12 protein-coding genes are annotated in these 12794 nt (G+C 58.9%); 4 read left to right on the top strand and 8 right to left on the bottom strand.

The window, feature by feature from the left end; genetic code table 11:
* Positions 1-96: 96 nt before the first annotated feature.
* Positions 97-1203, bottom strand: coding sequence for a mechanosensitive ion channel family protein (locus IPM61_12735; protein ID MBK8912181.1), 1107 nt, complete (start codon positions 1201-1203; stop codon positions 97-99).
* A 122-nt stretch (positions 1204-1325) separates the two neighbouring features.
* Here IPM61_12735 and IPM61_12730 point away from each other — a divergent pair, with 122 nt between their 5' ends.
* Positions 1326-2459, top strand: a complete 1134-nt coding sequence (locus IPM61_12730) for an FAD-binding oxidoreductase (protein MBK8912180.1) — start codon at positions 1326-1328, stop codon at positions 2457-2459.
* A 59-nt stretch (positions 2460-2518) separates the two neighbouring features.
* On the opposite strand, the gene rnr is transcribed toward IPM61_12730, so the two are convergent.
* Entirely contained in the window at positions 2519-4774 is a 2256-nt protein-coding gene (rnr, locus tag IPM61_12725) for a ribonuclease R (GenBank protein ID MBK8912179.1), read from the bottom strand.
* Between the two features lie 206 nt (positions 4775-4980).
* On the opposite strand from rnr, the gene IPM61_12720 reads away from it, so the two are divergent.
* Complete coding sequence (locus IPM61_12720; protein MBK8912178.1) at positions 4981-5790, top strand: hypothetical protein; 810 nt, start codon at positions 4981-4983, stop codon at positions 5788-5790.
* 12 nt (positions 5791-5802) lie between these two features.
* Complete coding sequence (bshB1, locus tag IPM61_12715; GenBank protein MBK8912177.1) at positions 5803-6564, top strand: bacillithiol biosynthesis deacetylase BshB1; 762 nt, start codon at positions 5803-5805, stop codon at positions 6562-6564.
* Between the two features lie 48 nt (positions 6565-6612).
* On the opposite strand, the gene IPM61_12710 is transcribed toward bshB1, so the two are convergent.
* Together IPM61_12710 and IPM61_12705 are read right to left on the bottom strand one after the other, a co-directional pair.
* Positions 6613-7428, bottom strand: a complete 816-nt coding sequence (locus IPM61_12710) for a metallophosphoesterase (GenBank protein MBK8912176.1) — start codon at positions 7426-7428, stop codon at positions 6613-6615.
* A gap of 111 nt (positions 7429-7539) precedes the next feature.
* Positions 7540-8052: a Spy/CpxP family protein refolding chaperone gene (locus IPM61_12705; GenBank protein MBK8912175.1), complete on the bottom strand. Its 513-nt coding sequence runs from the start codon at positions 8050-8052 to the stop codon at positions 7540-7542.
* 260 nt (positions 8053-8312) lie between these two features.
* Here IPM61_12705 and IPM61_12700 point away from each other — a divergent pair, with 260 nt between their 5' ends.
* A complete protein-coding gene (locus tag IPM61_12700; GenBank protein MBK8912174.1) occupies positions 8313-9866 on the top strand; it encodes an NAD(P)/FAD-dependent oxidoreductase in 1554 nt (517 codons plus the stop codon).
* Positions 9867-9926: 60 nt separating this feature from the next.
* Here the strand turns inward: IPM61_12700 and paaJ are convergent, their stop codons facing one another.
* The 4 genes from paaJ to paaA all read right to left on the bottom strand — a co-directional run bounded on the left by paaJ (position 9927) and on the right by paaA (position 12691).
* The gene (gene paaJ / locus IPM61_12695) at positions 9927-10409 is read right to left on the bottom strand and encodes a phenylacetate-CoA oxygenase subunit PaaJ (protein MBK8912173.1); all 483 of its coding nucleotides are present in this window, start codon (positions 10407-10409) and stop codon (positions 9927-9929) included.
* A 3-nt stretch (positions 10410-10412) separates the two neighbouring features.
* Positions 10413-11180 (bottom strand): phenylacetate-CoA oxygenase subunit PaaC, encoded by a 768-nt coding sequence (gene paaC, locus IPM61_12690; GenBank protein ID MBK8912172.1) that lies wholly within the window; start codon positions 11178-11180, stop codon positions 10413-10415.
* Positions 11177-11578: a 1,2-phenylacetyl-CoA epoxidase subunit B gene (locus tag IPM61_12685; GenBank protein ID MBK8912171.1), complete on the bottom strand. Its 402-nt coding sequence runs from the start codon at positions 11576-11578 to the stop codon at positions 11177-11179. Before IPM61_12685 ends, paaC begins: the two co-directional genes overlap by 4 nt.
* A gap of 126 nt (positions 11579-11704) precedes the next feature.
* Positions 11705-12691: a 1,2-phenylacetyl-CoA epoxidase subunit A gene (paaA, locus tag IPM61_12680; protein MBK8912170.1), complete on the bottom strand. Its 987-nt coding sequence runs from the start codon at positions 12689-12691 to the stop codon at positions 11705-11707.
* Between the last annotated feature and the right edge of the window lie 103 nt (positions 12692-12794).

Below are 12794 nucleotides of genomic sequence, written 5' to 3'. Positions count from 1 at the left end.
ACGGACAGAACGCACAAGCGCGCAGGAACAGGCACCACAAAAAACGGCAGAGCAGGCTTCCGAAACAAGCGGTTTGTGGAATATACGTTGCCTTATTTATGAAGCCTCGGGCTCCGCTTCCCACCGCACCCCGGGCGCAAACCGGACCACCCGTTGCGGGAACGGAATTTGGATACCAAGCTCGCGGAATCGCAAAATCGTTTTCTTGATGACCTCGTTCCGCACGGGGGTTCGGAATCGGTAATCGCGAACCCAAAACATGAAGGTGATGGTCAGGTAGGAATCCCCAAAGGAATGGAAATTGGCCTCGGGCCGGGGCACGCAAAGAAGGCCACGAATCTTCCCCGCTGGCTGGCTGGTGGCCTCGGCAGCGTCGGGGTTTTCGTGCCCCGATTCCTCAATCAGCCGGATCAGCGTTTGTTCCACCAAGTGTGGGTCGCTGGAATAATCCACCGTGACGGTGACCGCCATGCGGAAATGCCGCTCCGGCAAACTAAGGTTGGTGACGGTTGCTTGCGAGAGCTTGCTGTTCGGGATAATCACCAGCGTGGAATCAAGCGTGCGGATGGTGGTTGTCCGCCAGTTGATGTCGGTGACAACCCCTTCCAGCTCCTTGGCAATCTCCACATAATCCCCCACCCGAATTTGGTTGGCAAGGGTGATGTAGATTCCGCCGAACAGGTTCGAGAGGGTGTCCTGCAACGCCAATGCCAGCGCCAACCCACCCACCCCAAGCGCGGTCAGGATTGCCGTGATGTTCACCCCAAACGCGCTCAAGATCAGCGCAAACCCAAAGGCGTACAAGCAGATCTGCACGATCGTCTGGATAACCCCCGTGGCCGCGCGCGAGTTATGCTGCATATCGGCGCGGGCGCGGATAATCCGCTGCGACAACACCCCCAGGCTGACGGTCAGCAGCAGAAGCAGCAGCACCTCCAACACGATTGCCGCCACCCTCATCACCTCCGCCGAAAACTGCGAGTGCTCCATCGCCATCCAGATGCCAAGCAGGATGGTGGCAATCACCAACGGGGTCCGCAGCGTGCTGACGATAACGTCATCGTACACAAACGCCGTCCGCTTGGCCCACTGGTGAACAAACGTCCCCATCACAAAATGGATGAGAAAACCCGCCGCCGCCGCGCCAACAACGTAGGCCAGCGGGACAAGAATCGGTTGTAGATTGCCGAAAGAAAATTCCATGAAGCAAGATAATGAATGAAGGGGTTGCCCGCAGCCGGATGCCACGGAAACAGCGGCCTTCAGCCCTAATTTCCAACCTCTCCGCACCTTCTTCAATCGCTATCCATCAACCTGCAATCACCATGTTCAGCATTTGGGAACAAGAAGCCTTGCTCCGCTTTGATGTAATCATTATCGGGGCCGGGATTATTGGGCTTTCGGCGGCAATCGAGCTTGCTGGACGGAAGCCGCAACTGGAAATCGCGGTGCTGGAGCGGGGACCGTTCAGCAGCGGCGCAAGCACCCGCAACGCTGGGTTTGCCTGCTTCGGCAGCCTGACGGAGATCGTCGCAGACATTGAACGGATTGGCGCGGAAGGGGCGTTGGCGGTGATTGATGCACGCCGCGCAGGGTTGGAACTTCTGCGCCAGCGCGTGGGGGATGCGAACCTTCGGTATGAACCATTGGGCGGCTACGAACTGCTGTTCCCCGAGCAGCTTCCGGTGCTGGATCGCCTTGATGAAATCAACACCCTGCTAGAGCCAATGTTCGGGGATCGCGTTTTCCGCCGCGACGACGCAGCGATTGCGCGGTTTGGGTTCAATCAGCGGAAGGTGGCGGCGTTGTTGTTTAATCCGTTCGAGGGGCAGATCCATTCCGGGGCAATGGTTGCGCAGCTGATGCGGCTGGCCGCCGAACGCGGCGTGCGGATTATCACCGGGGCCACGGTTCTTTCCGTTGACGACGGGCCGGAAACGGCAGCGGCCCATTGCCAGTTCGGCACCGACCACACGGCAACGCTTACCGCCAACGAACTTATCGTTTGCACGAACGCCTTCACCCCAACGCTTCTTCCCGATGTGCCGATAGTTCCCGGGCGCGGCCAGGTGCTGGTGACCTCGCCAATTCCGGAGCTTACCCTGCGCGGGGCGTTCCATTTCGATGAAGGATTTTACTACTTCCGCAACCTCGGGAATCGGGTGCTGTTTGGGGGGGGAAGGAATCTTGCGTTCCAGGAGGAGGAGACCCACGCATCGGCACTGAACCACACCATCCAGACCCGGTTGGAAGAGTTGCTCCGGACGGTGATTCTTCCCAATCAGGAATTCCAAATTGAACACCGCTGGGCCGGAATCATGGGATTCAGCAGCACGAAATTGCCGATCGTCCAACGGGTGGGGCAGCGGATCACCGTGGGGTTTGGATGCAACGGAATGGGGGTGGCGCTGGGAAGCAGCATCGCCCAGCAAGTGGCGGAGCTTGTGATGCAGGGGTGAGGTGGATACTCACATCTCTCTCATCCTGTCTGCCGGGGCGATTCCCTCCATCTCCATCGCTACTTCCTTCCTTTTCTGTTCTTTTTAGCCTTCGGTTTTTCCTTCCGGGGCGTATCCTTCCGGGGTTGTTGGTGGGGGGCGTTTGCGGGCGTGGTTTCTTCGGGGACAAGCTCCATATCTATCTCTGCGCGCAACTCATCAACGCGGACCACGCGGACGGTGATTGGGTCGCCAATCCGGTAGGTGCGGCGCGTGTTCCGCCCGCGGAAACTTAGCGTGGCTTCGTCGAAGATGTAGAAATCGTCATCCATCATCTTCACCCGCACCAATCCCTCGATCCCCAACTCGGTAATCTGGGCGAACATCCCAAACGGCAGCACCCCCGATATCCGCGCCGCGAAGGTGTCGCCAACGTGCCGCTTCACGAACTGCACCTGTGCAATCTTGATGGAGTCGCGCTCGGCCTCGACCGCTGCGCGTTCGCGTTCGGAGCATTGGTCGGCAATGGGCCCAAGCGTGGCGGCGTACTCATTCCTTTGCCGGACCGGCATTCCCGCTTCATACTCGGCCAACATCCGGTGGACGATAAGGTCGGGATAGCGGCGGATTGGCGAGGTAAAATGGGTGTAATGCTGGAACGCCAGCCCGAAGTGCCCGATGTTGTGTTCGGAATAGACAGCCTTTGCCATCGAGCGGAGCGTCAGTTCGGTGATGGTTTCCTCGTGCTCGCTGCCACGCACGGAGTCTATCAGTTTCTGGATGTCCTTCGGCTGCACGTTGTCGGTCGGGAGGTTGTATCCAAGCCGCTTCACGAACGCCGCAAGCTCCTGCAGTTTATCCTTTGGCGGGGTGTCGTGGATGCGGTAGATGAACGGGTTCAGGTTGGCCCCGCGCTCCTTCCCCGTGGGGAATTTCCGCGTGGCGATATGCTGGGCAACCACGCGGTTTGCCAGCAGCATGCAATCCTCAATCAGCCGTGTGGATTCGGTGGCGTGTTTCTGCACGACCTCCGTCGGTTGGTTGTTGTCGTCCAGCTTGAACCGCAGCTCGGCGCGGTCGAAATCCACGCTCCCTTTTCGGTGGCGGTTCTGGCGAAGCACGTGGGCGATTCGGTTCAGGGCCAGCAGCTCGTGCGCAAAATCTCCTTCGCCGGTCTGCAGCACCTGCAACGCTTCCTCGTAGGTGAATCGGCGTTTGGACCGCATCACCGTTTTCAGAATCTCATACCCCCGAATTGCCCCGCGCGCCGACAACCGAACGAACACGCTGTAGGCCAAGCGGTCCTCATCGGGGCGAAGCGAGCAAAGGTTGTTGGAAAGCCGTTCGGGAAGCATCGGGATCACCCCTGTCACCAGATAGACGGAGGTCCCGCGCTTCAGTGCTTCCTGGTCCAGCGGGCTTCCCTGCGGGACGTAGTAGCTTACGTCGGCGATGTGCACGCCCACGGTCACCTCCCCTTCCTCATGTTCTTCAATCGAGACCGCGTCGTCGAAGTCGCGGGCATCGTGGGGGTCAATGGTGAACAGATTCATCGCACGGATGTCGCGCCGTGCGGCAAGCTCTTCGGGGGGAATCGTTTCTGGGAACGCCTGGGCTTGTGCAACCACCTCGTCGGGGAAGTGATGGGGCAGGCGGTGCTTCAGCGCGATGGCGGCGATCTCAGCACCCATCTCCCCTGCCGGTCCCAGCGTTCGGATAATCGTTCCTTCCGGATCGTCGTAGGGGTCGTTCCATTCGCGCAGTTTCACCAGCACCTTCTCCCCAACTTTCGCCACGCCAATCTGGTTTTTGAAGATGCCGATTACCCGGTGGATTTTCTTGTCGTCCGGCTCCAGATAGTAGGTGCGTTTCCCATGCTTCAACGTGCCAACAACGGTGTCGGCAGCGCGGTGGAGCACGCGAACAACCTCACCTTCTGGGCGTTCGCCAAACCGGGCCGGGATGGTGATCTTCACGCGGACGGTATCGCCATGCAGTGCGGTCCAGGTGTTGCGGGGGTCAATCTCGATTGGGGTGTCCATCCCCTTGCTTGGCATCACTATCCAACGGTTGCGCCCGGCCATTTGCAGCTCCCCTTCAATGGCAACGTCGGGGATTGCAAGGTGGTAGCGGCGGCGCGCGCCACGGGTGATGGTTCCTTCATCGGTCAACTGGTCCAACGCTTCGCGCACCAGCTCGTAATCGGGAGCGGTTGCGGGGATTCCCAGTTTTTTGGAAAGCTCGTTGGTCTTCAGGTGGTCCGGGGCAGCTTCAGTCAGCAGCCGAACGATCTCTTCGCGGACGGCTTCAAGGGTGTGGTGTGAATGTTTTGGCATTGTAGATAACTCAACAATGAGTGGTGATAGATACTCTGATAGATCTTCCATTGTGGATTCAATGAACGGGCAAAGGTCGTGAAGAAACGGTACGTGTGCAACGGGCCGGCGGCTTTTCCCACAGAATGAAACGGCACGTTCGGGGGCTTCGCTCCCCTTGTTGGTTTTCGCATATTGTGGGACCAATGCATCGCAATTTCCAACCCATGAACCAACGTTTCCAACTTTCTGCTCTGCTGATTTTGCTTCCCTTGCTTTGCTCCTGTGGCGGCGGCGCGCCGGCGGTGGTCTCCTACGCCGTGGCAACCGATAACGGGAACGTCTGCTGCCGAACGCTTCGGTATCAAGTAACCGATTTCCCCGGGACCGAGCCGGCAACCGTGCCCGGGAATGGGCTGACCGTGCGGTTCCTTCAGGACACAGTTTCGGCAGAGTGTGGCGGCCAGCTGCGGGTCCCGCTGGTGATTGCCAACAACAGCGACAGCAGCCAGTATATCCCCATTTCCCACGAGCTGGACTCGGGAACCATCCGGCTGTTCCCCTGGATTGTGATGAATGAAGAAAACCCGGTGCGGATTGCCCGGCAAATCCAATACGGGGACCTGCTGGAACGGACCGATTCGCGGCTGCTGTTCCATCGGCTTCCGGCGGGGAAGCAGGTGCGGCTTACCGGAGTCGTGCCCAAAGAATGGCTGTGCCGAACCCCGAAATGGGCAAGCCAATCACTCCTGACCGAGACCCTGAACCCGAAATATTACGCCGATTACTCGCGGGCACTCCGCACGCCAAAGTTCTGGCCCCAGGAATCGCTGCACGCGGTTGTTGGGATTCGGTATGACGTTGTTCACACCACGCTGGGATGGCTGCAAACCGCGCCGCAGCGTTCGGTCCACACCACCAGCGCGAAGGACTCCGTCAGCATCGAGCTTGCGGTGATGGATGAGCCAGGAATGATGCTGAACGCTTCCCAGCAGGTGGCGCACAGCAACGTCATCACCCTGAAACTGCAGCAATAAAGGAGCAACCCAATGGCGCAACTGGAAGGCCATCAAGCTGATATTCTTGCAATCACCGCCCACCCCGACGACGTGGAACTTCACATTGCCGGGACCGTGATGAAAGCAATCGGGCAGGGGCATCGCGTGGCGATTTGCGACCTTACCGCCGGCGAGCGTGGGTCGCGCGGGTCGCGTGAATTGCGCGCGAAGGAGACGGCGGCGGCGAACTCCATTTTGGGGATCGAAGAGGGCTTCCGGTGGAATCTTGGAATCCCCGATGGGAACATCGCGCTTTCGCAGGAGAACATCCTGAGCGTGGTGCGGACCATCCGGCATTTCCGCCCGCAGGTGATCCTGTTCCCGTGGGAGAAGGACCGCCACCCCGACCATGAAGCGGCGCACCGGATTGTTCACCACGCCTACTTCGACGCTGGGTTGGTGGCCGTTGCAAGCCAGCATGAAGGAATCCCGCAAACGCCCCACCGCCCTGCGCGGATGTTCATGTTTGACCATTCGTGGGAAGGAACCCCAGACATTGTGGTGGATGTTAGCCCGTTTATCGAACGGAAACTTGATGCGCTGGCGGCTTACGGGTCCCAATTTTCAATCCCCGGACGCACCACCGAGGACCCATCCTACGGCCCGCAAACGTTCATTTCGGGGAACGATTTCATGGAGTATTATCTGGCACGGATGCGCCGCTTGGGGTTCCAAATTGGCGTGCAGTATGGCGAAGGCTTCGTTTCCTGGGGCGGCCCGGTGAAGGTGGATGATCTTTTGGCAACCGTCTAACTTGACTTGATAGTTTCCGCAGCGTGCAGCCCGCGATTACCACCGAACCTACCGCTTGTAGCGGACCCGCTTGCTTGGAACACTGATGGCCTCCATCGCGGGATACCGCAGCCCCGTCAGCGCGCCGCCAAACACGCAGCCGGTGTCAATGCCAATGGCGTGCTGCTGGCGGTACGGCTCGGGATAGACCTGGTGGCCAAAAACCACAAACTCGGGTCCGGAATATTTCGAAGCCCAATCAATCCTGTCGGGCAATCCATCCGGGCGTTTTTTTCCGGTGACTGGCCCATGCAGCGCGTAGCGGCGGAAATGCTCTTCGCTGACGTGATCGTGCAGAAGCTCGGCGTGCCACGCTGCGTGGACCACCACCCCCCTTCCGCCATCGAACCGAATGGCCCACGGGAGCGATTCAAAGAACTCAATCAGCTTGGACCTCCATTGCTGGAACTGGTCGTGGGGCAGCCGACGGAATTGCTCGATGCTCATCTCCAACCCATGCTGCGGCTCCACATCGCGACCATGCAGCCAGCGGAGGAAGCGGTAATCGTGGTTCCCCATCACCATCAGGGCGTGGCCACCACGGCAAAGCCGCTCCACCAACCGGACCGTCTCCACAATCTGATCGCCGCGGTCCACGATGTCGCCAACAAACATCAGCCGTGGCTTCGCGCCGGCCAGTGCTGGCGGAAGATCGCTGCGAAGAAGTTCGGCATGGCCAAGTTGGGTGATAAGCTCAGCCAGTTCATCGAAGCATCCATGGACATCGCCGATAACGTCGGCACTGCGAAGCGATAAATGGCGGTGGACCCTGCGGTCGTGAAAACCGCGTGCTACGCCATCCGGCAATTGAGGAACATCGGTCATGCCGAAAGATAGGGAGCAAGGCCGCAACCTCAAGCAAAAGCCCTGCTGAAATGGCTTCAGCAGGGCTGTGTGAAAGGCAGGGTAATGGCACTTACCCGCTCTAAGTTTTTTTTACTCTAGTTTCTTTCCTTCGCCGGTTACGCCGTTGTGCTTGCGACCCATACGCCCTTCTTTCATCTCCTTGCGGTGCTCCTTGCGCTCGGCCTTCAATTGCTCAAGCTGTTGCTGCTGCTCTGGGGTTAGGATCGCGACAATCTGCTGTTTGAGTTTCTCGCGTGCCTCTTTCAGCGTTGCCATTTGGGTTTTGATCTGGCTGCGGAGTTCCGTTGCTTTTGCCTTATCCCCGCTTCCTTTCAGGTCTTTCATTTGGCCACGGAGCGATTTAATCTGGGTCAGCTCCGCCTCATGTTCCTTCTTGAAATTCTCACGGAGGGTTTTGATCTGGGCTTTTTGCTGTTCGGTAAGGTTCAGCTTGCCCATGATCTTCTCCATTTGTTTTCCATGCCCTTTCCCGCCGCCATGCCCTGGCTGTGCATTCAGTGGCTGGCTCCATGGGGCGGCGATTGCAACGGCGATTGCTACCAGCGATGCGGCTGCGGTGCGAAAAATCATCTGCTTGTTCATGGTGTTTGTTCCTGTCGGGACGTGTTGTTGTTGCGTTGCGTCAAGCCGGTGAATGATACGTTGGCCGGACGGACAGCGTTTGCTGTAACTGGTTGCAGTGGGGTCATTGACTTCTCAATCTATTGTCCGTTGCTCACTGTCGCTGCGGCAACTGGCGGCTTAGAGCTATCTTCCTTTTGCTGGTTCCCAAGTTTTTTCGCTTGCTGTGCGGATTCAACACTTGGTTGCAAACTCACTATTTCCAACGCTTCGTGAAGCAGATTTTTGAACTGGTTCTTCCATTCGAGCAGGCCGACGACCCCGCCGCGCTCCACCGTGCTGCGGCCACGCAGCTTGGCATTCCCGAACAGCGCATCACTGCGGTTCGCGTCCGCCGGCGGTCGCTGGATGCACGCCAACGGAGCATTCGCGTGCAGTTGGTGGTGGAGGTCACCACCGATGAACCAGCAACGGAGGAGCCGCTCCCCACACCAAACTACCGTGAGGTGACGGGGAAGCATCGGGCGATTATCGTGGGGTCGGGTCCGGCGGGATTGTTCGCGGCGTTGCGGTTGATTGAGTTGAACATTCGCCCAATCCTTCTGGAACGTGGCTTTGACGTTCGCGCACGCCGCCGCGACCTTGCGGGAATTCAACGCTTCGGAATCGTCAATCCCGACAGCAACTACTGCTTTGGCGAAGGCGGAGCCGGAACCTACTCCGACGGCAAACTCTACACCCGCGCCACCAAGCGGGGAAGCGTTGAATCGGTTCTGCAAACGCTGGTGGCCCACGGCGCGCCGCCGGAGATTATGATCGAGGCGCATCCCCACATCGGATCGAACAAACTGCCGAAGGTTGTGGCGGCAATGCGGCAAAGCATCATCAATGCCGGAGGGGAGGTCCATTTTGGGAAGCGTGTGGTGGATATTGTTCTGGCCGAACAAAGGATTCGCGGGGTTATCACTGCCGATGGAGATGAACACTTGGGTGATGCCGTGATCCTGGCCACCGGGCACTCCGCCCGCGACATCTTCACGCTGCTGCAATCCCGCGGGGTGCGGATTGAAGCAAAGCCGTTCGCCATGGGGGTGCGGATTGAGCATCCCCAGCCGCTGATTGACTCGATTCAGTACCGCCGCCCGCTCCGCGATGACCGGCTGCCAGCGGCCAGTTATCGGCTGGCCACCACCATTTCCGAGCGCGGGGTTTTCTCCTTCTGTATGTGCCCCGGAGGGTTCATTGTGCCTTCGGCAACCGAGGGTGATGAAGTCGTGGTAAATGGGATGAGCCTTTCCCGCCGCGACTCCCCTTTTGCAAACTCCGGGATGGTTGTCTCGGTGGAGAAAGAAGACCTTCAGCCATATGGCCAGCATCACGAATTAGCAGGAATGGCGTACCAGAAAGCGGTGGAGGTAATGGCGGCGCAGTCTGGCGGGGGAAAACAGCGCGCCCCCGGGCAGCGGCTCACCGACTTCCTTGCTGGCCGCCTTTCGGCGAACCTTCCCGATTGCAGCTACAAGCCGGGGCTATCCTCCGCGCCGCTTCACACGCTGCTTCCGCCAACGCTTGCCAAGCGGTTGCAGCAAGGATTGCAGGCCTTCGGGAAAACAATGCCTGGATACGTGACCGAGGAAGCGGTGTTGGTGGGGGTCGAGTCGCGAACAAGCTCCCCGGTGCGGATCCCCCGCAACGTCGAAACGCTGCAACACCCCGACATCAGCCATTTTTTCCCCTGCGGCGAAGGCGCAGGCTACGCCGGCGGAATCGTATCAGCCGCAATGGACGGCACGCGGGTGGCGGAAGGGGTTTATCGGGCGATGGGTGGGGGGTAAAGGCTGATAGCGTAAGCTCCGCGCGCACGCGGATACTGAGACGACCTCCCCCCTCCACCCCTACACCGGCTTGAACCCCTCGAAGGCTTGGCGGCAGTTGTTGCAGTAGTGAAGCGAACGGCAGAGCGTTGGGCCGAAGGGTGAGTGCAGCGTGGTGTTGTGGCTTCCGCAGTAGGGGCAAGGGGTGTTGTTCAGGACCTCCAACTCCAGGACCCCTTCGTAGCGTGGCGGGGCTGCAAGCCCGTGTTGGTTCAATGCCCGCAGCCCTTCTTCGGTGATCTTGTTGGTGTTCCATTCCTGCTCGAACGTCATCCGCACATCGCTGGTTGGGAAGCCAAGCTCCAGCAATCGTTCCCGAACTTGCTGCTGCATATACTCCATTGCCGGGCATCCCACAAACGTTGGGGTCATCCGTACGTGGGGGACTCCGGCATCATCCAAGCGAACATCGGTGATTACCCCAAGATCAACCAGCGAGATGGTCGGAATCTCCGGGTCCTTCACCGATTTCAACGCTTCCCAGATTTCATCAACGCTTGGCATTGTTTACCACTCGGCTGTGTGGTCAATCCGGTACACCTCCGTCATCTCGTTCAGCATCGGCTGAAGATGCTCGGTGTGGTATCCTTTCCTTCCACCGTGGCCGGTTGCGTGGTCAAGTTCTTCCAGCGATGGAAGCTGCAACGTGGCTTGTTGCAGCACCGGGGAGATCAACTCCAACCAGCGTTGCCGTATCTCTGCCTCGCCCGGATACACCCCGCCGGAAGCAAGCTCGGAATCGAACTCCGACGGCTCGAACATCCCCAACGCCAGCGCAAACGTTTCGTTCAATGCCGACTGCATTCGGGCGTGGCTTTCCTCGTTCCCTTGCGCACCAAGCTGCACCACCCATGTTTTTGCATGGAACAGGTGATACTTGATCTCCCCTTTGATCTTCCGCGCAAGCTGCGCCAACGGGAGGAACGTGGATGACTCCAACGCCTCGTACCGAACCCACTCGGCAGCATCGTACAGGAAATGGCGCACAAGGCTGAAGGCGTAATCGCCGATGGGAAGCTCCACAAGGTGGCAGCAGCGGAACTGCGCCTCATCCCGGGTGAAAGCGATGGTGTCGGGATCGGGGTGGCCGAAGTTGGTGTGAAGGATGTTGTAGAGTGCCTGGGCATGGCCCAGCTTATCTTGGGCGATGGAGGAGAAGGCGATGTCTTCCTCCAAGATTGGCCCAAGCCCGGTCCACTCGGAATTGCGATGGGCGATGATGACGGCATCGTCGGCCAATCGGAAAAGAAGGTCGGTGATTGCGGCTTCGTTCATGCTGCGCCCTCGGTGTTGGCTTGTGCTTGTTGTTGCTTAAACGCGCTTACCCGATTGCCAACGCGATACCCACCAGCATCGCGGTATTTCTTTTCGGCGTTGGTGACGAAGATGTCCTCGTCCTCGGTGCTTAACGTAAGGATGTCGGCGGTGCGGACCACCCAGATTCCAACGCACTTGAACCGGCGGGCATATTGCTCCTTCGCCATCACCAACGCAAGCTCCGCATTGGGCGCGTGAAGCGAACCGACGTGCTCAGGATGCGCCCCCCGCTTCTGCTGGTGGAACACCTCCCAGGTCTCGAACTGGTCAAGATTTTCTTTTGGCTCCAATGGCCTGGAATCTTCTGCTGGAATGCCTGCTCGCGTGATGCGAGGGTCAAGTGATTGAATCGTCATGCTGGATGGTTGTTCGTTGGCTTCTTCCAAAGGGAAGCAACGGCACAGAAAGGGCTGGTTCCCCCAACCCCCCTGGCGCAGATGCGCCCTGTGCCGCGTGCACGTTGTACGGAGTAGATGTTGGAGTTACGCCAACGGCGCAACGTAGGCATGGTTGGGTTTGCGAAGCGCTTGGCGAACCCAGCGGCCTTGCTCTTCGGCCATTCGGCGAACCGCAAGCCGCTCGGCATTGCAGGGGCCATTGCCGTTGATTACCCGCTTGAACTCATCCCAATCGGGGTCGCTGAATTCCCACTGGCCGGTCTCCTCGTTCTTCCGAAGGTTCGGGTCCGGAACCGTCAGCCCCAGTTCCCAGATTTTTGGGACGTAGGTCTCCAAAAACTCTTGGCGCATCTCATCGTTGGTGGCCATTTTCACCTTCCACCGCACCAGCTTTTCGGTGTGCTGCGAGACCTTATCGGGGGGGCCATGGAAGTGCATGATTGGCCGCCACCAGCGGTTGAGCGCTTCCTGTAGCATGGCCCGCTGGGTTGGCGTTCCGGTGGCAAGCGTGACGACGTTATCGTAGCCATACTTCAGGTGGAACGACTCCTCGATGCAGATGCGATCAAGCGCGCGGCAGTAGGGGCCGTAGCTCCCTTTGGCGTTGGTGTGCTGGTTGATGATTGCCCCAGCATCAATCAGCCAAGCAATCACGGCGGTGTCGGCCCAGGTGACGGCCGGGTAGTTGAAGACGTTGGAATATTTGGACTTGCCGTTCAGCAGGTCGTCAATCATTGCTTCGCGTGGCTTGCCTAGTGTTTCGGCTGCGCTGTAGAGAAGCTGGGCGTGGCCAACTTCATCTTGCACTTTTGCCATCAGTGCCATTTTCCGTTTGAACCCCGGGGCGCGGGTAATCCACGTCCCTTCCGGCAATGCGCCGATGATTTCGGAATGGGCGTGCTGCTCGATCATTCGGATAAGCTGGCGGCGATACTCGGCCGGCATCCAATCGTGCGGCTCAATCTTTTCCCCACGATCAATGCGTGCCTCGAAGGCAGCAAGAAGTTCGGGATCGTCGGCGGCGGTCTGCTGGCCGACAGGTGTGTCAACAATGGAAAGGTTTCCGTACATCGCTGATGCTCCGGGTAGGATTGCTGGTTGGATGCTGGATTACGCCCAGATAGTTCGGGCCGGTTTCCGGCGGCGAGCAAGTTACGCAAAGAAGGAACCAGAG

Source organism: Chlorobiota bacterium (assembly GCA_016710285.1).
Taxonomy (GTDB): Bacteria; Bacteroidota; Ignavibacteria; order OLB7; family OLB7; genus OLB7.
The sequence above is the reverse complement of the archived record's forward strand: the minus strand, read 5'-3'. Positions and strand labels throughout refer to the sequence as shown.

What these genes read in the sequence shown, in the direction of transcription:
- IPM61_12735 (MBK8912181.1), bottom strand. Translation starts at nt 1,203, where the DNA reads ATGGAATTTTCTTTCGGCAATCTACAACCGATTCTTGTCCCGCTGGCC.
- IPM61_12730 (MBK8912180.1), top strand. Translation starts at nt 1,326, where the DNA reads ATGTTCAGCATTTGGGAACAAGAAGCCTTGCTCCGCTTTGATGTAATC.
- rnr (MBK8912179.1), bottom strand. Translation starts at nt 4,774, where the DNA reads ATGCCAAAACATTCACACCACACCCTTGAAGCCGTCCGCGAAGAGATC.
- IPM61_12720 (MBK8912178.1), top strand. Translation starts at nt 4,981, where the DNA reads ATGAACCAACGTTTCCAACTTTCTGCTCTGCTGATTTTGCTTCCCTTG.
- bshB1 (MBK8912177.1), top strand. Translation starts at nt 5,803, where the DNA reads ATGGCGCAACTGGAAGGCCATCAAGCTGATATTCTTGCAATCACCGCC.
- IPM61_12710 (MBK8912176.1), bottom strand. Translation starts at nt 7,428, where the DNA reads ATGACCGATGTTCCTCAATTGCCGGATGGCGTAGCACGCGGTTTTCAC.
- IPM61_12705 (MBK8912175.1), bottom strand. Translation starts at nt 8,052, where the DNA reads ATGAACAAGCAGATGATTTTTCGCACCGCAGCCGCATCGCTGGTAGCA.
- paaJ (MBK8912173.1), bottom strand. Translation starts at nt 10,409, where the DNA reads ATGCCAAGCGTTGATGAAATCTGGGAAGCGTTGAAATCGGTGAAGGAC.
- paaC (MBK8912172.1), bottom strand. Translation starts at nt 11,180, where the DNA reads ATGAACGAAGCCGCAATCACCGACCTTCTTTTCCGATTGGCCGACGAT.
- IPM61_12685 (MBK8912171.1), bottom strand. Translation starts at nt 11,578, where the DNA reads ATGACGATTCAATCACTTGACCCTCGCATCACGCGAGCAGGCATTCCA.
- paaA (MBK8912170.1), bottom strand. Translation starts at nt 12,691, where the DNA reads ATGTACGGAAACCTTTCCATTGTTGACACACCTGTCGGCCAGCAGACC.